Annotated in this window: 17 protein-coding genes; 5 read left to right on the top strand and 12 right to left on the bottom strand. The window is 65.5% G+C overall.

Annotation, left to right across the window (positions count from 1 at the left end; all coding sequences use genetic code 11):
• The first annotated feature begins 296 nt into the window (after positions 1-296).
• Positions 297-1,946, top strand: a complete 1,650-nt coding sequence (pgi, locus tag L6Q67_RS21340) for a glucose-6-phosphate isomerase (RefSeq protein ID WP_296574593.1) — start codon at positions 297-299, stop codon at positions 1,944-1,946.
• Positions 1,947-2,165: 219 nt separating this feature from the next.
• The gene (gene gmd, locus L6Q67_RS21335) at positions 2,166-3,293 is read left to right on the top strand and encodes a GDP-mannose 4,6-dehydratase (protein ID WP_296574599.1); all 1,128 of its coding nucleotides are present in this window, start codon (positions 2,166-2,168) and stop codon (positions 3,291-3,293) included.
• A gap of 61 nt (positions 3,294-3,354) precedes the next feature.
• Here the strand turns inward: gmd and L6Q67_RS21330 are convergent, their stop codons facing one another.
• On the bottom strand, positions 3,355-4,431 hold the full coding sequence (locus tag L6Q67_RS21330; RefSeq protein WP_296574591.1) for a GDP-L-fucose synthase: 1,077 nt from the start codon (positions 4,429-4,431) through the stop codon (positions 3,355-3,357).
• A 139-nt stretch (positions 4,432-4,570) separates the two neighbouring features.
• Here L6Q67_RS21330 and L6Q67_RS21325 point away from each other — a divergent pair, with 139 nt between their 5' ends.
• The gene (locus L6Q67_RS21325) at positions 4,571-5,980 is read left to right on the top strand and encodes an MBL fold metallo-hydrolase (protein ID WP_296574589.1); all 1,410 of its coding nucleotides are present in this window, start codon (positions 4,571-4,573) and stop codon (positions 5,978-5,980) included.
• Positions 5,981-6,130: 150 nt separating this feature from the next.
• Here the strand turns inward: L6Q67_RS21325 and glyA are convergent, their stop codons facing one another.
• From glyA to L6Q67_RS21305, 4 genes are all read right to left on the bottom strand, one after another.
• On the bottom strand, positions 6,131-7,420 hold the full coding sequence (glyA, locus tag L6Q67_RS21320) for a serine hydroxymethyltransferase (RefSeq protein ID WP_296574585.1): 1,290 nt from the start codon (positions 7,418-7,420) through the stop codon (positions 6,131-6,133).
• Positions 7,421-7,519: 99 nt separating this feature from the next.
• Positions 7,520-8,698: an aspartate aminotransferase family protein gene (locus tag L6Q67_RS21315; protein WP_296574581.1), complete on the bottom strand. Its 1,179-nt coding sequence runs from the start codon at positions 8,696-8,698 to the stop codon at positions 7,520-7,522.
• 97 nt (positions 8,699-8,795) lie between these two features.
• Positions 8,796-9,611, bottom strand: coding sequence for a YggS family pyridoxal phosphate-dependent enzyme (locus L6Q67_RS21310; RefSeq protein WP_296574578.1), 816 nt, complete (start codon positions 9,609-9,611; stop codon positions 8,796-8,798).
• A complete protein-coding gene (locus L6Q67_RS21305; RefSeq protein WP_296574575.1) occupies positions 9,611-10,852 on the bottom strand; it encodes a benzoate/H(+) symporter BenE family transporter in 1,242 nt (413 codons plus the stop codon). The genes L6Q67_RS21310 and L6Q67_RS21305 overlap by 1 nt, the downstream gene beginning before the upstream one ends.
• Positions 10,853-10,960: 108 nt before the next feature.
• Here L6Q67_RS21305 and L6Q67_RS21300 point away from each other — a divergent pair, with 108 nt between their 5' ends.
• The gene (locus L6Q67_RS21300; protein ID WP_296574572.1) at positions 10,961-12,460 is read left to right on the top strand and encodes a PLP-dependent aminotransferase family protein; all 1,500 of its coding nucleotides are present in this window, start codon (positions 10,961-10,963) and stop codon (positions 12,458-12,460) included.
• 231 nt (positions 12,461-12,691) lie between these two features.
• Here the strand turns inward: L6Q67_RS21300 and phaP are convergent, their stop codons facing one another.
• The 4 genes from phaP to L6Q67_RS21280 form a co-directional block, all read right to left on the bottom strand.
• Positions 12,692-13,255: a phasin family protein gene (phaP, locus tag L6Q67_RS21295; RefSeq protein ID WP_296574570.1), complete on the bottom strand. Its 564-nt coding sequence runs from the start codon at positions 13,253-13,255 to the stop codon at positions 12,692-12,694.
• Between the two features lie 246 nt (positions 13,256-13,501).
• A complete protein-coding gene (gene lptA / locus L6Q67_RS21290) occupies positions 13,502-14,047 on the bottom strand; it encodes a lipopolysaccharide transport periplasmic protein LptA (RefSeq protein ID WP_296574567.1) in 546 nt (181 codons plus the stop codon).
• Positions 14,044-14,628: an LPS export ABC transporter periplasmic protein LptC gene (lptC, locus tag L6Q67_RS21285; RefSeq protein ID WP_296574564.1), complete on the bottom strand. Its 585-nt coding sequence runs from the start codon at positions 14,626-14,628 to the stop codon at positions 14,044-14,046. Before lptC ends, lptA begins: the two co-directional genes overlap by 4 nt.
• 9 nt (positions 14,629-14,637) lie before the next feature.
• Positions 14,638-15,630: a KpsF/GutQ family sugar-phosphate isomerase gene (locus L6Q67_RS21280; RefSeq protein ID WP_296574561.1), complete on the bottom strand. Its 993-nt coding sequence runs from the start codon at positions 15,628-15,630 to the stop codon at positions 14,638-14,640.
• A gap of 74 nt (positions 15,631-15,704) precedes the next feature.
• Here L6Q67_RS21280 and L6Q67_RS21275 point away from each other — a divergent pair, with 74 nt between their 5' ends.
• Positions 15,705-17,678, top strand: a complete 1,974-nt coding sequence (locus L6Q67_RS21275) for a monovalent cation:proton antiporter-2 (CPA2) family protein (RefSeq protein ID WP_296574558.1) — start codon at positions 15,705-15,707, stop codon at positions 17,676-17,678.
• A gap of 119 nt (positions 17,679-17,797) precedes the next feature.
• Here L6Q67_RS21275 and L6Q67_RS21270 read toward each other — a convergent pair whose 3' ends face one another.
• From L6Q67_RS21270 to nadC, 3 genes are all read right to left on the bottom strand, one after another.
• Positions 17,798-18,454, bottom strand: coding sequence for a prepilin-type N-terminal cleavage/methylation domain-containing protein (locus L6Q67_RS21270; RefSeq protein ID WP_296574555.1), 657 nt, complete (start codon positions 18,452-18,454; stop codon positions 17,798-17,800).
• 108 nt (positions 18,455-18,562) lie between these two features.
• The gene (locus tag L6Q67_RS21265; RefSeq protein ID WP_296574552.1) at positions 18,563-19,459 is read right to left on the bottom strand and encodes a hypothetical protein; all 897 of its coding nucleotides are present in this window, start codon (positions 19,457-19,459) and stop codon (positions 18,563-18,565) included.
• Between the two features lie 24 nt (positions 19,460-19,483).
• Positions 19,484-20,332, bottom strand: a complete 849-nt coding sequence (gene nadC, locus L6Q67_RS21260; protein WP_296574549.1) for a carboxylating nicotinate-nucleotide diphosphorylase — start codon at positions 20,330-20,332, stop codon at positions 19,484-19,486.
• Positions 20,333-20,387 lie beyond the last annotated feature (55 nt).

Genomic DNA, 20,387 nt, shown 5'->3' with positions numbered 1-20,387 from the left:
CGGCTGCAAGACCTTGGGCAACACCGAGCGCATACGCTTACCTTGGCCGGCGGCCAGTACGATCACTTCCATAGGGGTGTTCTCAGCTTGATTTATATGCGCGCCGGATTCTAGCAGGTGCATGTTAAGTTCTGTTGCAAAGCAGCATGCCGTTGGGGTTAAGCGTCGGGCGGAAGGAAATACGTCACACCTTGTTCCGGTGGGGGTGGAGGGCAGGCCCGAGCGCTGGCGACTGTTGATAGAATCGCGGGCTGTGTACGAGCACGCAGCTCGGCTTCTGGATACCTCCGAACACCATGCCCAACATCAACGCGCCCGCCTGGAAAGCCTTGCTGGCCCACCGAGACCAGATCTCCGGTCTGCATCTGCGCGACCTCTTTGCGGCCGACCCCGACCGCTTCAAGCGCTTTTCGGTTGAGCTGGATGGTTTGCTGGTGGATTTCTCCAAGCAGCGGCTGGATGAAAAGGCGCTGCGTCTGCTCATCGACCTGGCCGAGACGGCGCGTCTGGCCGAATGGCGTGACAGGCTGTTTTCGGGCGACAAGATCAATTTCAGCGAGAAGCGGGCGGTGCTGCACCCGGCTTTGCGGCATCTCAAGCTGGGGGCGTTTCCGTCGGCCGAGCAGGATGTGATGCCCGAGGTGCGGGCGGTGCGGGTGCAGATGCGGCAGTTCTCCGAGAAGGTGCGTGGGGGGCTGTGGCGGGGCTTTTCGGGCGAGGGGATCCGCGATGTGGTGAACATCGGGATTGGCGGGTCGGATCTGGGGCCCAAGATGGTGGTGCGCAGCCTGTCGGCGTATCAGCATCCGGGGCTGCGGATGCACTTTGTGTCCAACATCGACAGCGCCCATCTGGCCAAGCTGCTGGATTCCCTGGACCCGCGCCGCACCCTGTTTGTGGTGGCCAGCAAGACCTTCACCACCCAGGAGACCATGCTCAATGCCTACACGGCACGCGAATGGCTGTGCGCGGCGGCGGGCGAAGACTGGGCCCGGGCGCTGCCCCTGCATTTTGTGGCGGTGAGCTCGGCAGTGGATAAGGCGGCGGCCTTTGGCCTGCCCGAGGCCAATGTGTTCCGGATGTGGGACTGGGTGGGCGGGCGCTATTCGCTGTGGTCGGCGGTGGGCCTGTCGATTGCCCTGGCCATCGGCATGAACGGCTTCGAGCGCCTGCTCTCGGGCGCCCAGACTATCGACAACCATTTTCGCGAGGCGCCCTTCGAGCGCAACCTGCCGGTGCTGATGGCGCTGGTGGGGGTGTGGAACACCAACTTCCTGGGGGCCTCCACCAGCGCGGTGCTGCCTTATAACGAATCGCTGCGCTTTTTGCCGTCTTTCCTGCAGCAATTGGAGATGGAGTCCAACGGCAAGACGGTGGGCCGCGACGGCCAGCCCCTGAGCTGCCAGGCCAACCCCATCGTGTGGGGCGAGATCGGCTCCAACGGCCAGCATGCCTTCTTCCAGCTGCTCCACCAGGGCGGCTGGCTGGTGCCCAGCGATTTCATCGCCAGCGCCCAGAGTGACTTCCCCCTGCCCGGCCACCAGGCCCCGCTGATGGCCAACTTCCTGGCCCAGAGCGCGGCGCTGGCTTTTGGCAAGACGGAAGCCGAAGCCCGCTCCGAACTCGAAGCCGCCGGCATCCCCGCCGACCAGATGGCGGCCCTGCTGCCCCACAAGGTCTTCGCCGGCAACCAGCCCTCCACCACCATCATCCTGCCCCGCCTCGACCCTTTCCATTTGGGGATGCTGCTGGCGCTATACGAGCACAAGGTGTTCGTGCAGGGCGTGGTGTGGGGCATCAACTCGTTTGACCAGTGGGGCGTGGAGCTGGGCAAGCAATTGGCCGGAAGGCTGCTGCCCGCGCTGCAAGGCGTGGGGGATACCGTGGGGTTGGATCAATCCACCCGGGAGCTGATCGCTTGGTGCCGGGAGCACGGGGATTTCTGAATAGGCCCCTTGAGCAAGACACGGAATCGTATTTCGGCCCGGTGTGCAGGCGGCCCGCATAAAGAGGGTTGAAAGGAGACACGTCATGCATTCGATTCAACTCGGGATCGACATCGCCCAGGACACGTGCTGACGGGGTGAGACTGTTGCTTGAATGTCGCAGCAACGACTCTGCTTATTCCGTTGGGTCGAATCAATAGCAATTTGGGGCGTTATGCCATGACTACTCGGAAAGTTGCACTCATCACCGGCGTTACCGGCCAGGACGGTTCTTATTTGGCCGAGTTTCTCTTGGAGAAGGGGTACGAGGTGCACGGCATCAAGCGTCGTGCATCCCTGTTCAATACTCAGCGTATCGATCACATCTACGAGGATCCTCATAGCGATGATGCGCGCTTCAAGCTGCATTATGGCGATCTGACCGACAGCTCCAATCTGATCCGCATCATGAGTGAGGTGCAGCCAGACGAGGTGTATAACCTTGGTGCGCAGTCTCATGTTGCTGTGAGTTTTGAGTCACCGGAATACACCGCGGATGTCGATGCACTGGGGACCTTGCGGCTGCTTGAAGCGATCCGCTTCCTGAAACTCGAGAGAAAGACGCGCTTTTATCAGGCTTCGACCTCGGAGCTTTATGGGCTTGTTCAGGAAACGCCACAAAAGGAAGGCACCGCCTTTCACCCTCGCAGCCCATACGGCGTAGCCAAGCTTTATGCGTACTGGATCACGGTCAACTATCGTGAGGCATATGGCTTTTACGCCTGCAATGGCATTCTTTTCAATCACGAGTCTCCCCGCCGTGGGGAGACTTTTGTGACGCGAAAGATTACACGTGGTTTAGCCAATATCGCGCAAGGCCTGGAAACCTGTCTCTTTATGGGAAACATAGATGCTTTGCGCGATTGGGGGCATGCACGGGACTATGTGCGGATGCAATGGATGATGCTGCAGCAGGAGCAGTCCGAGGACTTCGTCATTGCATCGGGGTTACAGCACAGCGTTCGTGAGTTCATTGTCTGGGCTGCGGCTGAACTGGGCGTGCGCCTGCGCTTTGAGGGCACTGGGGTGGAGGAGGTTGGCCTGGTGGACGCTGTTGAGGGGGACAAGTCGCCGGCATTGAAGGTGGGGGATACGATCGTCAGGATTGATCCCCGGTATTTTCGCCCGGCCGAGGTGGAAACCTTGCTGGGGGATGCAACGAAGGCGAGAGAAAAGCTGGGATGGGTTCCCGAGGTTTCGGCCCGGCAGATGTGCGCCGAGATGGTCGCAAGCGATCTCGAGGCTGCCAGGAGGCATGCGCTCCTTAGAAAGCATGGCTTTTACGTTCCCGTCCCTGCCGAGCGTTAAGCCGGATTACCCGCTGCTCAGTGCGTCGATTGCTTGAAGTCAGCTTTGGCCTAATTGATCATCAGCCGCCCTTCACCTGCCCGCCCAGATAAGCCGCGTAGGCCTGCTTGAGGCCTTCTTCCAGTGACACGCTGGCTTTCCAGCCCAGATTGGCCAGGCGGGTGCTGTCCATGAGCTTGCGCATGGTGCCGTCGGGCTTGGTGGCGTCGAACTCCACGTCGCCTTCGTAGCCCACCACGCCGGCCACGGTCCGGGCCACGTCGCGGATGGTCACGTCGCTGCCAAAACCCACGTTGATGTGGCTGAGCATGGGCTGGGTGTTGCGGGCGTAGGTGTCGTTGTCCAGGTCCATCACGAAGATGCTGGCGGCGGCCATGTCGTCTACGTGCAGAAACTCGCGATACGGCGTGCCGGTGCCCCACAGGGCCACCTTGGCCGGGCCGGTGAGGGTCTGGGTGGCGGTGTCAAAGCCAATCATGGCAAGGATGTCGGCGGGGATGGGGCCGTAGCGTTCGCCGTCGCGCCGGATGGCGTCCACGTCGCCCTGGCGGGCCAGCTTGGCCAGGTGGAACTTGCGGATCATGGCGGGCAGCACGTGGCTGTTTTCCAGGTGGTAGTTGTCACCCGGGCCGTAGAGGTTGGTGGGCATCACGCTGCGGTAGTCGCGCCCGTACTGGCGGTTGTAGCTTTCGCAGAGCTTGATGCCGGCGATCTTGGCGATGGCGTACGGTTCGTTGGTGGGCTCGAGGATGCCGGTGAGCAGGGCGTCCTCGCGCATGGGCTGGGCCACGGCGCGGGGGTAGATGCAGCTGGAGCCCAGGAAGAGCAGCCGTTGCACGCCGTTGTGGTGAGCGGCGTTGATGACGTTGCTCTGGATCATCAGGTTGTCGTAGATGAACTCTGCCGGGTAAACGTTGTTGGCATGGATGCCGCCCACCTTGGCCGCCGCCAGGTACACCTCGTCGGGCTTTTCGGTGCTGAAGAAGGCATTCACCGCGGCCTGGCTGGTGAGGTCGAGCTCGGCGTGGGGACGGGTGATGATGTTGCTGTAGCCCGCAGCCTGCAGCTGCCGAACGATGGCCCCACCCACCATCCCGCGATGGCCGGCGACATAGATCTTCTTGTCTTGCTTGCGCATGGAGTGCCCGGCTTCCCAAAAAAAGTGAAAAAAACATGCCGAAATTATATGGGGCAGCGCAGCTGCGTGTGCGACCCGCGCCTCGTAGGGGCGACTTCAGTCGCCCAGAAAATGCCATCAGCAACTACAATCCCCCGCCATGAATGCAAACATCATCCATCACGGCGCGTTTCAGGGGGTGACGGGGTCGTGTCACCAGTTGTTCATTGATGAGCTCAACAGCCTGCTGATCGACTGTGGCCTGTTCCAGGGGGCCGAGACGGCGCCGGATGGGGTGTCGGGGGCGGACAGGCTGGAGATTCCGTTTCCGGTGGATCGGGTGCAGGCCCTGGTGGCCACCCATGTGCACATCGACCACGTGGGGCGCATCCCCTGGCTGCTGGCGGCGGGTTTCAAGGGGCCCATCCTGTGCAGCGAGCCCTCGGCCAGGCTCTTGCCGGTGGTGCTGGCCGATGCCTTTGCGGTGGGCGTGACCCGCGACGCGCGGCTGGTGGAGCGTTATCTCAGGATGGTCGAGGCGCGCATCCGGCCGATTCCGTGGCGCACCTGGTATCCGGTGTTTTCGGGCCCCAAGGGCAGCTGCCGCATCCGCCTGCAGCGGGCGGGGCATATCCTGGGCTCGGCCTATGTGGAATGCGATCTCACCCGGCCGGGCGGCGAGCGCCTGCGGGTGCTGTTCTCGGGGGATCTGGGCGCGCCCTATGCGCCTTTGCTGGCGGCGCCCAGGTCGCCCTGGATGGCCGACGTGGTGGTGCTGGAGAGCACCTACGGCGACCAGGTGCACGAAAAGCGCAGCGTCCGGCGGGCGCGTCTGCAGGCGGTGGTGGAGAAGGCCCTGGGTAACGGCGGCACGGTGATCATCCCGGCCTTCAGCATCGGCCGCACGCAAGAGCTGCTGTATGAGTTTGAGGACATCCTGTATCGCCAGCGGCAGAAGCCGGGGCGTTTTGCCGAGCGCTGGGCCAAGCTGCCCATCTACCTGGATTCGCCCCTCGCCGGGCGCTTTACCCAGCTGTATCGCGAGCTGCAGCCCTACTGGGACGCCGAGGCCCTGGCCCGGGTGAGGGCTGGGCGCAAGCCACTGGCCTTCGAGCAGCTGGTGGCCATCGATGAGCACACCGACCACGAGGCCAACGTGCGCCGCCTGGCGCGCAGCGGCGAGCCGGCCGTCGTCATCGCTGCCAGCGGCATGTGTTCGGGGGGGCGCGTGATGAACTACCTCAAGGCCATGCTCCACGACCCGCGCCACGACGTGCTGTTCGTGGGCTACCAGGCCCGCGGCACCCCCGGCAACGCCATCCAGACCTTCGGGCCCCGGGGCGGCTATGTGGACATTGACGGCGACCGCATCGAGATCCGCGCCGGCATCCACAGCCTCTCCGGCTACTCCGCCCACGCCGACCAGAACGACCTCGTCCGCTTCGTCACCCGCATGCGCCACCTCCCCACCGAAGTCCGCCTCATCCACGGCGACCCCGACGCCCGCCAAGCCCTGGCAATCAGGCTGCAGGACGCCACCGGCGGCAAGGTGAAGGTGATGAATGGGTGAGCTTCCGGATAGACGCGACGCAGTTCACACCCCCGGTAGGGGCGACTTGTAGGGGCGACTTCAGTCGCCCTCCACGCGTTGATCACCGGCACACCCTTGATCGAAGTCCGCGGGCGACTGAAGTCGCCCCTACGAGCCCACCCCCGCCGATCACCGGCATGCCCTTGATCTGACGTACACGGGATGGCGGCGGCAGAGTTCCACCACATTTTCCCGCACCCGATCACGCACTGTCGTCAGCGCACTGCCACCTGTCTCCAGTGCGTCCAGCACGTCGCACAGCCAGCCGGCCACGTGTTCGCACTCGGACACGCCGAAGCCGCGTGTGGTGACGGCAGGTGTGCCGATGCGCAGCCCTGAGGTGACGAAAGGTGAACGGGGGTCGTTCGGCACCGAGTTCTTGTTCGCGGTGATGTAGGCGTCAGTCAGCGCGGCGTCCGCGTCCTTGCCGGTGTAGGGCCGGGTGGACAGGTCGATCAGCATGAGGTGGTTGTCGGTTCCGCCGGAAACGATCTTGTAGCCGCGCTGCTGAAGCGTGGCCGCCATGGCACGTGCGTTGGCCACGACCTCCTGCTGATACGCCTTGAACTCGGGCCGCAGCGCTTCCTTGAAGGCGATGGCCTTGGCGGCGATCACGTGCATCAGCGGGCCGCCCTGGATGCCGGGAAATACGGCGGAATGGAGCTTCTTGTAGAACTCATGATCCTGCCCCTTGGAGAGGATGATGCCGCCGCGCGGGCCGCGCAGGGTCTTGTGGGTCGTGCTGGTCACCACGTGGGCATGGGGCAGGGGGTCGGGGTATTCGCCCGCCGCCACCAGGCCGGCCACATGCGCCATGTCCACCCAGAAGATCGCGCCCACCTTGTCGGCGATGGCGCGCATGCGCGCCCAGTCCTTGTGGCGCGAATAGGCGGAGAAGCCGCCGATCAGCATCTTCGGCCGGGTCGCCAACGCAAGGCGCTCCATCTCGTCGTAGTCGATCAGGCCCGTTTCGGGATCAAGGCCATAGGGCACGATCCTGTAGTGACGGCCGGAGAAATTGGACGGGTTGCCGTGTGTCAGATGGCCGCCCTGGGCCAGGTTCATGCCCATCACGGTGTCGCCGGGGTTCGTCAGTGCCAGGAACACGGCCGCGTTGGCCTGGGCGCCTGCATGGGGCTGGACGTTGGCGTAGTCGCAATCGAACAGGGCCTTGACCCGTTGGATAGCCAGACGCTCGGCCACGTCCACATGCTCGCAGCCGCCGTAGTAACGTTTGCCGGGATAGCCCTCGGCGTATTTGTTGGTGAACACCGAGTTCTGGATGGCCATCACCAGTGGGCTGGCGTAGTTTTCGGAGGCGATCAGTTCGACGTGATCCTCCTGGCGGCGTTCTTCCTGCCGGACGGCTTCGGCCAGTTCAGGATCGAAATCGGTGAGCGTCAGGGATGGGGCATACATGGGATCTGTCCTGTGGTTTGGGAGGTTTGGGAGGTTTGGGTTTGAGGGCGTGATCCTGTTCGGGCACATCCAGATCCAAGCGATGGCGCACCGCTCGGGTCAGGTCGCTGATAGCAGGCGGGCAAGACGCACCACGATGTCGTCGATCTGCAACTCGTCGCAAACCAGTGGCGGCAGCAGCCGGATGACGGTATCCCGGGTCACCGTGATGAGCAGGCGCTGTTCTTCCAGTGCCCGTCCCACCAGCTCCTTGCAGCTCCTGTCCAGCTCGATGCCGGCCATGAGGCCCTGGCCACGAATGGCAATGACGTTCGGGTGGTCGTCCAGTGCCTTGTGTAGTCCTGATAGCAGCCTCGCGCCCAGCAGCGCTGCGCGTTCGTGCAGCTTGTCGCGCGCCATGATGTCGAGCACCGTGCAGGCCACCCGGCAGGCGAGCGGGTTGCCGCCAAAGGTTGAGCCGTGTTGCCCGGGTGAGAACAGATCCGCCGCTGCGCCCCGCGCCAGGCAGGCGCCAATGGGAAAACCATTGCCGAGGGCTTTTGCCTGTGTCATCACATCGGGCGTGATGCCCCCGTGCTGGTGGCCGAACCAGGCTCCGGTACGCCCCAAGCCGGCCTGGATCTCATCGAGTATCAGCAGCCAGTCGTGCTGGTCGCAGAGTGCTCGCAGTTTGCGCAGGTAGTCGGCACTGGCAACCCGTATGCCACCTTCGCCCTGTACGGGTTCGATCAGCACCGCCACGATGTCTGCCGATTGATCGGCCGCCAGGCGAACTGCGTCGATGTCGTCGTAGGGAACACGCAGGAAGCCTGGCAGCATTGGCGCGAAGCCGGACTGTTTTGCAGGGTTGCCGCTGGCCGAGAGGGTGGCGATGGTGCGCCCATGAAAGCCGTTTTCCATCACCAGGATCTTGGGGGCCGCGATCTGTTTGCGATGGCCGTGCAGCCTGGCCAGCTTGAGCGCGGTTTCGTTGGCCTCGGCCCCCGAGTTGCAGAAAAAGGCCCTTTGCATGCCCGTCAGCGCACACAGGCGCTCGCCCAGCCGTTCCTGCCAGTCAATACGAAAGACGTTGGACGTGTGCAGCAGCATTCCGGCCTGTTCCGCGATGACGGCGGCAATCTCCGGGTGAGCGTGCCCCAGGCTGGTGACGGCGATACCGGCGATGGCATCGAGGTACTCCACGCCGTTTGCGTCCCAAAGCCGCGCACCGCTCCCGCGTACGAAGGACACAGGTTGACGGGCATAGGCCCGCATCAGATGAGAGCGTGTAGCTTGCATGGGGAAAATCCTGTTCTTGAGATGGCGCAGGGCATAAGCGCGTGACCTTAGTAGGGGTTCCAGAGGGCCGAGGTCTTCGGCGTCCAGATGGCGGCTTTCACGGTTGCGACTCCTCTGTGTTGGGTTCGCCGGGCCAGTAGTGGCTGTCTGGCAAAGGGCGGGCACCAAAAATGGCTTGGCCGACGCGCACCACGGTGGCGCCTTCTTCGATGGCGATCTCGAAATCGCCGGACATGCCCATCGACAGTTCATCCAGTGCGATGCCTGCCGGTGCGCTTTGGCGTAGCCGGTCGCGCAGGCTGCGCAGCCGCTCGAAGCACTGGCGCACTCTCTCGGCGTTGCTGGAAAACAGCGCCAGGGTCATCAAGCCGCGCACGCGCAGCGCCGAGAACGCCGGCAACGCCTGGATGAAGGCCGGCACGCCCTCGGGCAGCAGCCCGTACTTGCTGGCTTCGTTGGACGTATTGACCTGCACGAATACATCCAGCGAACGCCCTTCGGCTTGCAGATGACGATCCAGCGCCTCGGCCACGCGCAGGCTGTCGAGTGCCTGGAATTCGGCGGCAAAGCGCGCCACCAGCCTGGCCTTGTTGGTTTGCAGGTGGCCGATGACCGACCATTGCAGATCGGTCAGATCCTGCATGGCCTCCCATTTTCGGTGTGCCTCCTGCGGCTTGTTCTCGCCCAGCATCCGGCAGCCTGCCGCGTGTGCCAGGCGCAGGCTGGCTTCGGGCTTGGTCTTGCTCACCGGCAGCAGGCGCACCGTTGCCGGGTCGCGTTCTGCCCGGCGGCAGGCGGCCTCGATCCGCGCCTGCACCGCCGTCAGGTTGCGCTGAAAATCCTCGACCGTCCTGGCCTCGGGGTAGCGGCCGTGCTGTGCGTGGCCAGTCTGGGTGTCGAATGGCGCGGGCATCAGTTCACCCCGCTGTTGATAGGCGTGGGGGCCATGGCGGGTGCGCTCGCCTTCTGTGGCAGGCTGCCATTGAGGATCCCATGGGCGAGCAGCCCGATCACCAGCCCCCAGAAGGCACCGCCGATGCCCAGCAGGTTGATGTTGGCGGCGGCCGCCAGGAAGGTGATCAACGCGGCTTCACGCGTCCGGACGTCGGCCAGGGCGGTGGCCAGGCTGCCGCCGATGGTGCCCAGCAAGGCGAGTCCCGCCAGTGTGGTGATGAAGGTGGTGGGGAAGGCCATGAAGACGGCCGCCAGTGTCACGCCGAACACGCCGACGAGGACGTAGCACACGCCGGCGGCGATGCCCGCGATCCAGCGCTTGGACGGATCTTCGTGGGCCTCGCGGCCCGTGGCGATGGCGGCCGTGATGGCGGCGACGTTGAAGGCATGGGAGCCGAACGGTGCCATGAGCAGCGAGCCAAGTCCCGTCACCGTGACGATGGGGTTGGCGCTGGTCTTGAAGCCGTCATTGCGCAGTACCAGCATGCCGGGCATGTACTGGCCGGTCAGGGTGATCAGGAACAGGGGCAGCGCCACGCTCAACAAAGCGTTGAGCGAAAAGGCGGGCATGGTGAAGACTGGCGTGGCCAGCTGCAATTGCAGCCCCGACAGATCGACGCGATCCTGGACCAGCAGGAAGGCCAGCCCCAGCACCAGGATGCCCACCACCGCATAGCGTGCGGAGAAGCGCTTGAACACCACGTAGGCGAGGACCAGCACGCCGGCCAGCAGCGGGTCGATGTTCATGCCGCCAAAAGCCTTGATGCCGAACTGCAGCAGGATGCCGGCCAGCAGCCCGGCGGCTACGCCCGGCGGGATCAGACGGATCACGCGCTCGAACCAACCCGACAGCCCCAGCACCACAAAAGCCGCTGCCGAGATCAGGTAGGCCCCCACGGCTTCGGCATAGGGTGTGGTCGCCAGCGCGGTGACCAGGAACGCCGCCGCAGGCGTGGACCAGGCGGTGATGATCGGCTCGCGGGACATCCAGCTCAGGATGATCCCCGTCACACCCACGCCGATGGAGATCGACCATACCCAGGAAGCCGTCAGCTCCGGGCTCAGGCCCGCAATCTTGGCAGCCTGGAATACCAGGATGAATGTGCCGCCGTAGTTGACGATGACCGAGATCAGGCCCGCCACGACGGGGTGGGTGAGATCGTTCCAGCGAACGGATGAATGTGAGCGGATGGATGACATGGCCTGAGGGTGACTCCTGATACAGAGGATGAACGGGGTGCGAGGTGTATTTATAGATTTAGAATGGACGGATGTTCCCTGCCACTTTCTGATTGAGGTGCCGGCCAATTGTTCAAGCACGCTCAACTTGAGTCCGTCAAAGCCTGGATCGGCGACCCGGCGCATGGCGCCTTGCCTCTGCACGTGCGGGTGCAGCGGGCCATTCGCCAGTTGATTCTCGACGGTGCGCTGGAGGTGGGCAGGCCATTGCCCGCGTCACGTGCCTTGGCGAAGTCGCTCGGGGTTTCCCGCGATACGGTCGAGTCGGCCTACAGCCAGTTGCACGCGGAGGGCTTCATCGAACGGCGTGTAGGCAGTGGCACTTTCGTGTCGGAGCGGGTCCAGCGCCTGCCGGGGCGCGGCAAGCCACGGGGAATGAGTGTGGATGGCAAGGCAACACCGCGCCTCAGTCAGCGCGGCCGCGCCATGTTCAACGGCGGCGGCGTACGCGACTTCCTGGCGCCACGGCCGTTCGCGCCAGGTGTGCCCGAGACGCGCAGTTTTCCGCTTCAGACCTGGGAGCGACTGGAGCGGCAGGTGTTGAAGGAATACGGCACCCTGGCGCTGCTGCACAGCCCGCCCCAGGGGATGGAGCCGCTGCGGCGCGCGATCGCCGACTACGTGAATCTCGAACGTGGGGCGCGCGCGACACCTGATCGTGTGCTGGTGCTGACCAGTTCCCAGCAGGCCTTGACCCTGTGCGCCACGGTCTTGCTCGACGCGGGGGACCGGATCTTTATCGAAGACCCGGTGTACCACGGTGCTCGCAAGGCGTTCGATGCCGCCGGGCTGGAATGCGTGCCCGTGCCGCTGGATGAGGACGGCCTGCGGGTAGATCGTTTGCTGGAGGCCAGTGACGCGCCCGGCGAAGCACCCGGAGCGGTGTTCCTGACGCCATCGCACCAGTTCCCTACCGGGGCGAAACTGGCGCTGGACCGGCGCCTGGCCATCATTGAATGGGCCAGGCTGCGCCAGGGCTGGATCATCGAAGACGACTACGACAGCGAGTTCCACTACGCCAGCAAACCCACGGCCTGCGTGCAGGGGCTAGATCCTCATGAGCGCACGATCTACATCGGCACCTTCACCAAGTCGCTGTTTCCCGGCCTGCGCATCGGTTACATGGTGCTGCCGCCGCCGCTGGTGGCCCCGATGACGGTGGCCCGCACCCTGCTGGATGGGCACAGCGCGCCGATTCCGCAGCTCACGCTGGCGCGCTTCATCGATGGTGGCCACTTCGGCGCCCATGTGCGCACCATGCGCGCTGTCTATGCCGAGCGGCGTGACGTGCTGGCGCGGCTGGTGCGCCAGCACCTGGCCGACTTCGTGGAAGCGCGGGTTCCCGCCGGGGGCATGCAGATGCCCTGCTTGTTCATCCGGGATATTCCCGAACGCGAGGCCGTGGCGTCGGCACACCGGGCCGGAATCGATCTGCTGGGACTGACGGGGCTATATATGTCGAGCAATCACAAGGCAGGCTTCCTGATGGGATTCGCCGCTCACGCCCCGCATGAACTGGATGCTGCCGTCAAAAGACTTGCACATGTGCTGGGCGCGCTGTGCCGCTGATCGGTCTGTCACGCGTGAGCCGCAGGCCCGGTAGGGGCGACTTCAGTCGCCCAGCACGCGTCGATCACGGACATGCCGTTGATCTGCCGTCCGCGGGCGACTGAAGTCGCCCCTGCGTATTGGCTGGGTCACTGGAGAAACAAAAAACCCGCCGTGCTTGCGCAGGGCGGGTTTTTTTACCGGCCAGTCGGGTGACGCCGGGGCGTCACCTTTCCGTGAGGGCTTGCCTGATTAGGCGGCCTTCTTGGAGGACTTGGCGGGAGCGGTGGTGCTGACGGCCTTGACGGTGGCGCTGGTGGCGGCGGCAACGTTGGCTTCGGCGATTTCGGCGACTTGCTTGGCGGCCTTGGTCACGCTGTCGTAGGCGGAGTTGGCGGCGGCGATGGCGGACTTGACAGCGGCCACGGCGACGTCGGAGCCGGCGGGAGCGGACTTGGCAGCCTTGTCCAGAGCGGCGGCGAAGGACTTGTTGGCTTCGGCCACTTGGGCTTCAACCAGCTTGGACACTTCTTCCTGGGTCTGGGAGGCGATTTCGTAGATGCTGCGGGAGTAGGCAACAGCCTTCTCGACCAGGGGCTGGGCCAGGGAGGTTTGCAGGGCCAGCAGCTCTTGCACGTCCTTGGCGCCCAGCAGGGCCTTGGTGGAGGCAACGCTGTCTTCCAGAACGGCGCGGGCGGTGTTCAGGTTCAGGGCGGCGATGCGCTCGGCGCTGGCGAAGGCGGTGTTGGCCAGGGTCAGCAGGGTTTCAACGTTGGCCTTGTTGGCAGCGACGATTTGCTCGGGGGTGGTGGTCATGACAATCTCCTTGAGTGAATGGACAAATAACTGTCTGGGTTTGCAATGCCCCTGTTTGGTGCGCTGCAACATGTAGTCCATTATATGCACACAAAGAGTGCTGTCAACATTTTTTTGCTGCGCCGCACAAGAAACTTTGGGTTTCGTAACCTGCTTGAAAACTAAAGGTTTTTTTGTGCATTGGGCGGCGAGGGGGGCATCTGGCGGAGATCAAGGCCTGATGCGGTTCTCGGGCCGCCCGGGGGGTCAGTTGGCGCCGTCGCCGTCCTTTTTCTTGGGCTGGATGGTGACCTGTACACGCCCTTGCTGGCTGGGTACGGTGGTGGCGTTGGGGCCGTTGGTGACCACGTAGGTTTCGGTCAGGCCGTTGAACTGGATGTACTGGCCGCGCACTTCGTCGGCGCCGCTGCGGACCTTGGCGCGCTGGAAGAACTGGGAGAGTTCGCTGCGGGCGTCGTGCTCGATGCGCTCGCCTTCGCCCTCGACCCATTCGTTCTTGCCTTCGCGCTTCTGGCGGAAGTGGGCCAGCCCGCCTTCGCCGCCGGTGGCGACGCCGCGCTGATAGCCTTCGACGTCCTGGCTGACGACGAGCTTGTCGCTGCGGATGGTGAGGGTGCCCTGGGTGAGGACGACCTTGCCTTCAAAGATGTGGATCTTGTTCTTGTCGTCGACGGTCACGCGGTCGGCGGCGATGTTGACCGGCTTGCTGCGGTCGGCCCTTTCGGCGTGGGCAAAGGGAACGGCCAGAGCGAGGAGGGCGAGGAGGGTGAACTGCCGGCGTGCTGTTTTCATGGTTTCGGCGTCGGGGTATTTCGGTAAAGGGTGCCGCGCACCTGGCCCTGCAGGCGGATGTTGCCGACGATGTTGTCGCTTTCCATGCGGTCGGCGGTGACCACCGTCTTGCCCTGGGTGAGGGTGACGGGGGCGTCGCTGCGCATCTTTTCGTCGTCCGGCCAGACGGTCATGCGTTCGGTGCGGAGGGTGGATTCGGGCTTGCCGGGCTGGGCGGCACGGCGCAGGTAGACGTTGTCGTTGAGCACGACGGTCTCGCCGTCCTTGCTGACGGTGGCAAAGTCGGACTCCATGCGCACGGGCTCGGGCCGGTTGAGGTAGTCGAGGCGCGGGCGGGTGAGTTCGGTGCTCTCGTCGTCACCGAAGTGCACCATGCGGTCGGCTACCAGGATGTACTGGGTCTTGCCGGTGAGGTCGAAGCGCCGCAGGGTGAGCTTGTCGGCGGTGAAGTCGGGCTCGTGCTGGGATTTGTCGGCCCTGACGGTTTCTTCCTGCTGGGTCACCCGGTCGAGCCACACGCTGACACCGGCCAGCAGGAGAAGCACGATGATGGGGAAGAGGCTGTGGCCGCGGCTGTTCATGGGCTGTGGTCAGATGACCTTGGCGAGCATCAGGTCGTGGTGGTTGAGGGCGCCCACCAGGCGGCCCTCGGCGTCGGCCACCAGCAGCTGGCTGATGCGCAGGCGCTCCATCATCTCGGCGGCTTCGACGGCCAGGGCGCCGGCCTGGATGGTGCGGGGGCCGCGCTTCATCACGTCGGCCACCCGGGCGGTGGAGAAGTTGCAGCCGCTGGCCAGGGAGCGGCGCAGGTCGCCGTCGGTGTAGATGCCGATGATGCGGTCGTCGCTGCCGACGATGGCGGTCATGCCCATGCCGGCGCGGGTCATTTCCATGAGGGCGTCGCCCAGCAGGGCGTCTTCGCCGACCCGGGGGATGGCGGCGCCGCTGCGCATCACGTCGGCCACATGGGTGAGCAGGCGCCGGCCCAGGGCACCGCCGGGGTGGGAGCGGGCGAAGTCGTCGGGGCCGAAGCCGCGGGCGTCGAGCAGGGCCACGGCCAGGGCGTCGGTGAGGGCCAGGGCGGCGGTGGTGCTGGCGGTGGGGGCGAGCTTGAGGGGGCAGGCCTCTTCCTTGACGGCGCCGTTGAGGTGCACGTCGGCCTCCCGCGCCAGGGGCGAGTCGGGGTTGCCGGTGAGGGCGATGAGCCGGGCGCCCTGGCGTTTGACCAGGGGCACGATCTTGAGGAGCTCTTCGCTGCTGCCCGAGTACGAGATGGCCACCAGCACGTCGTCGGCGGTGATCATGCCGAGGTCGCCATGGGCGGCTTCGGCGGCGTGCACGAAGTAGGCCGGGGTGCCGGTGCTGGCCAGGGTGGCGGCAAACTTGCGCCCGATGTGGCCGGTCTTGCCGATGCCGGAGACGAGGACGCGGCCCCGCGACGCGAGGATCAGGTCGACGGCCCGGGTGAAGGTTTCATCGAGCTGGTCGGCGAGCGCCTGCACGGCTTCGGCCTCGATGGCCAGGACGCGGCGGGCGAGGGCGAGGACGCGGGCATGGGCAGCGGCAATCGGGGCTGAGCTCATGGGCGACGTGGGTATAATCGGGCACCGGAGTATATCAGAACGACTATTCGGCCCGTCCGGCGGGCCCGCTGCCTATGCATACCTTCGAGCTCGTTCTCGTTCTCCTCGCCGGTGCCGTGCTGGTGGTGGGGATCTTCCGCTCCCTCAATCTTCCGCCGGTCCTGGGTTATCTGATGGTCGGGGCGGCGGTTGGCCCCCATGCGATGAATCTCATGCCCGACACGGGCGGCGCCCGCTACCTGGCGGAGTTCGGTGTGGTCTTCCTGATGTTCACCATCGGGCTGGAGTTTTCGCTGCCGCGGCTCTACAGCATGAAGCGCATCGTGTTCGGGCTGGGGGCGATGCAGGTGCTGGGTTGCGTGCTGGTGGTCACCCTGGTGGGGGGGCTGGCGGGCTTGAGCTGGGGGGCGAGCTTTGCCCTGGGCGGCACCCTGGCCATGTCGTCCACGGCCATCCTCTCCAAGCTGCTGTCCGACCGCCTGGAGCTGGATTCCAAGCACGGCCGCGAGACCATCGGCGTGCTGCTGTTCCAGGATCTGGCGGTGGTGCCCCTGCTGATCCTCATCCCGGCCCTGTCCAAGCCCGCCGACGAGATGCTCACCACCCTCGGCCTGGCCACCGTGAAGGCGGTGGTGATGCTGGGGCTGGTGCTCTTTCTGGGGCAGAAGCTGATGCGTCGCTGGTTCTTCCAGGTGGCGCGCCAGCGCTCGGCCGAGTTCTTCATGCTCAACGTGCTCTTCATCACCCTGGGCCTGGCCTGGCTGACCGAGATCGCCGGCCTGTCCATGGCCCTGGGGGCCTTCCTGGCCGGCATGCTGATCTCCGAGACCGAGTACCGCTACCACGTGGAGGAGGACATCAAGCCTTTCCGTGACGTGCTGCTGGGCCTGTTCTTTGTGACGGTGGGGATGTTCCTGGATGTGGGGCAGATCATCCTCAGCCTGCCCGCCGTGTTGGCCATGCTGGCGGCGCTGCTGCTGGGCAAGTTTTTGCTGGTGGGGGCCGCGTCGCGCCTGATGGGCAGCCCCCAGGGCACGGCGGCGCGTACCGGCCTGTGGCTGTGTGCAGGGGGTGAATTCGGTTTTGTGCTGCTGAGCCAGATCGATGCGGCCAGCCTGCTGCCGCCGGCCCTGTCGCAGGTGGTGGTGGCGGCCCTGGTGCTGTCCATGCTGATGGCGCCGCTGGTCGTGCAGTACAGCGAAAAGCTGGTGCTGCGGCTGGTGCCGTCCGAGTGGATGACGCGCTCCCTGCAACTCACCAACATCGCCACCCAGTCCATGTTTGTAGACAAGCACGCGATCCTGTGCGGTTTTGGCCGCAACGGCCAGTACCTGGGCCGGATGCTGGAGCAGGAGGGCATCACCTACATCGCCCTGGATCTGGATCCGGAGCGGGTGCGCGAGGCCGCGGCGGCCGGTGAGACGGTGGTGTTTGGCGACGCCGCCAAGCGCGAGACGCTGATTGCCGCGGGTATCAACCGGGCGTCGGTGGTGGTGGTGACCTACGCCGATACCGACGCTGCCCTGCGTGCCATGAGCCAGATCCGCGCCTGCCGGCCGGATGTGCCGGTGGTGGTGCGCACCGCCGACGAGGTGGACCTGGACAAGCTGCGCCAGGCCGGCGCCGCCGAGGTGGTGCCCGAGGCGGTGGAGTCGTCCCTGATGCTCGCCTCCCACGCCCTGGCCCTGCTGGGGGTGCCCATGCCACGCATCCTCAAGCGCATCCGCGAGGTGCGGGCCGAGCGCTATCACCTGCTGCGGGGCCTGTACCGGGGTGGTGAGCATCTGCACGAGGAGGCGCTCGAAGAGCGCCAGCAGGCCCGCCTGCACTCCGTCGTGATGGCCGCCGGCGCCCATGCCATCGGCTACAGCCTTGAAGAGCTGCGCCTGCGCGAGACCGGCGTCGAAGTCAGCGCCGTCCGCCGCCAGCGCATCCGTGTCGTCGACCCCACTCCCGAAACCCGCCTGGAACTCGACGACGTCCTCGTCCTCCTCGGCACCCCCACCCAGCTCGCCTCCGCCGAAACCCGACTGTTCAAAGGCCTGTAGCGGCGACTTGTAGCGGCGACTTCAGTCGCCCATCCGTGCGTCAATCACAGGCTTGCCGTTGCTTGGCGCCCGCGGGCGACTGAAGTCGCCCCTACGGTCCCTGCCGCGTCAGGGACGTTTCAGAATGCCGCACACACCGTATAGATGCCGCCATCCACCAGCTCTGCCTGGTTGATGGCCGCGCCGTTGGCGGCGCCGCCGGGGAGGAGGCGGACGGAGCCGCTGGCGGGGAGGCCGTCGTCCATGGCGATGTCGATCTGGCGGGCGAAGTTGCCGGCGAGATTGTCCTGACAGATGAAGAAGGTGCCGGCCCAGGCAGTGATGGGCGGGGTGCCGGTGACGCCGATGCGGCCGCCGACCGCGTTGCGGGGGAGCCAGTCCTGGAGGGTGACGCCCTCGGTGATCGGGCTGCGGCCATCGCCGGTGGCGAAGTTGGCGAGGCGCACGTGCTGCCAGAACAGCACGGATTCGTCGGTGGGGGTGGTGGAGTTCCAGGCGCCCTCGATGCGCCCGTTGCCCACGCTGCCGCCGGTGCTGGCCCGGATGGCGCCGGTGAGGCGGTTGGCGACGCCCGGGTCGTCACCGGGCATGGCGCGGAAGCGGTCCTGGTAGCTGAAGACGTAGGTGGAGGTGGCGCGGAAGTCGCTGACCACGCTCTTCACCTTGGCGCTGTTGATGAGCTCCTGGCCTTTCAGCACGCCGCCGAGGAGCAGCCCGATGATGACCAGGACGACTGCGATTTCGACCAGGGTGAAGCCGCGTTGCCGTGTCTGCATTTTTGACCCCAATGGAATAGGTAGGGGGTGGATGTTAATGCAAATGGCATTTTTCGGCGCGCAAAAAAACCGCCTTGCCACCCGCTGGGCGGGGGCGCGGCGGGGGTTTCAGTGCAGGGTGTCAGGGCGCTCGGGGCTCTGGACGTCGAGCCACACGTCGCTGCCGTCCTCGCTTTCGCGGATCTGCAGGCCGAAGGTGGCAAAGGCGGCCTGCACGTCACGGCGCAGGGGGATGTCGGCGAGCTCGCCCGGGCCGATGGCATGGCCGGCGGTCAGGTGCTGGGCGGTGGTGAGCCAGATGGGCGACAGGAAGGAGCCGGCGACGAGCTCGTGCATTTCGGCGCTGACGGCCTTGAGGGGCTGGCCGAGGCCGTCCAGGTAGCCCTGCACGTGGGCGACGGCCTGCATCAGGTGGGCGATGCGGCCGAGGCTCTTGGCAAAGAGGTCGTCCAGATCCTGGGCGGCGTAATACAGGGTGATCTCTTCCTGCATGCCCTCGGGCAGGGCCTGGATGAGGGCGGCCAGGTGGTTGAGGAGCAGGTCGGAGTCGGCCGGCACCGACCAGGCGCTGCGCCGGTTGATGCGGTATTCCTGCCACATGGCGGCGACGATGGGGGCCAGGGCACGGGCCAGGGGCGCGTCATTGCCGTCGGGCACCGGGGCCCGGGAGTCGTGCAGGCGCCAGCATTCCTTGTGCAGGTGGTGGATCAGGCGGGCGATCTCGGCGCCATCGCCGGAGAGGATCTGCCACAGCTTGCTGCCGTCGAAGAGCAGGGCCAGCCCGCCTTCGTCGGAGACGATGCGCGACAGGTGATCGGCACCCGCCGGGGTGACGCCGAACCTTTGCTCGGTGGCGGCCAGGTCGTCAACCACGAGGATGCGCGACAGGGCCGCCAGGTCGAGGTCTTCGTCGCGGGCCTGGATGCGTTCGAGCAGGGCTTCGAGCACCTGCCGGAGGGTGTGGGCGTTGGCGGTGGAGGTGGGGCCGTCGAAGTCGATGTGCATGGTCGGTGGGGCGTGGCGCCGGGTTTATTCCTCGACGTGGCGCAGGGACAGGTCGATGGCGCGGACGTCCTTGGTGAGGCTGCCGATGGAGATGCGGTCGACACCGGTTTCGGCGATGGCGCGCACCCGTTCCAGATTGACGCCGCCGGAGGCTTCGAGCTCGGCGCGGCCCTTGTTGATGGCCACGGCGTCGCGCATCTGGGCGAGGTCCATGTTGTCGAGGAGGATCATCTTGGCGCCGGCGGCCAGGGCTTCCTCGAGCTGCTCGAGGTTCTCGACTTCGACTTCGATGAACACGTTGGAGGGGGCGAAGGACTTGGCCTGCTCGATCACGGCCTTGATGCTGCCGGCGGCAATGATGTGGTTTTCCTTGATCAGGATGCCGTCGTAGAGGCCAATGCGGTGGTTGGTGCCGCCGCCGACCTTGACCGCGTATTTTTGCGCCAGGCGCAGGCCGGGGAGGGTCTTGCGGGTGTCGACGATCTTGGCCTTGGTGCCGGCCACGGCCTGCACGAAGGTGGCGGTGAGGGTGGCGGTGCCGGAGAGCAGCTGCACGAAGTTGAGGGCGGTGCGCTCGGCGGTGAGCAGGGCGCGGGCGGAGGCGTCCACCTCACAGAGCAGCTGGCCGGGCTTGATGCGTTCGCCGTCACGGGCGTGCCAGATCACGGAGGCGTCGGGCTCCAGCGCGGCAAAGGCGGCGTCGAACCAGGCGGTGCCGCACAGCACGGCGTCTTCGCGGGTGATGACGCGGCCACGGGCGTTGCGGCTGGCGGGCACGAGGCGGGCGGTGAGGTCGCCGGTGCCGATGTCTTCGGCCAGGGAGGCGGCCACGGAGCGCTGGACTTCAACGCGAAGCTGTTCTGCAAATTCCATCGGGAGTCACCTAAGATGTTACCGGCCTTGAATTCTAACACCGGGGGGAAAGCGT

This window comes from Zoogloea sp. (assembly GCF_023150065.1).
Lineage (GTDB): Bacteria > Pseudomonadota > Gammaproteobacteria > Burkholderiales > Rhodocyclaceae > Zoogloea.
Note: the sequence above shows the minus strand (reverse complement) of the source record. Positions and strands in the feature narration are given on the sequence as shown.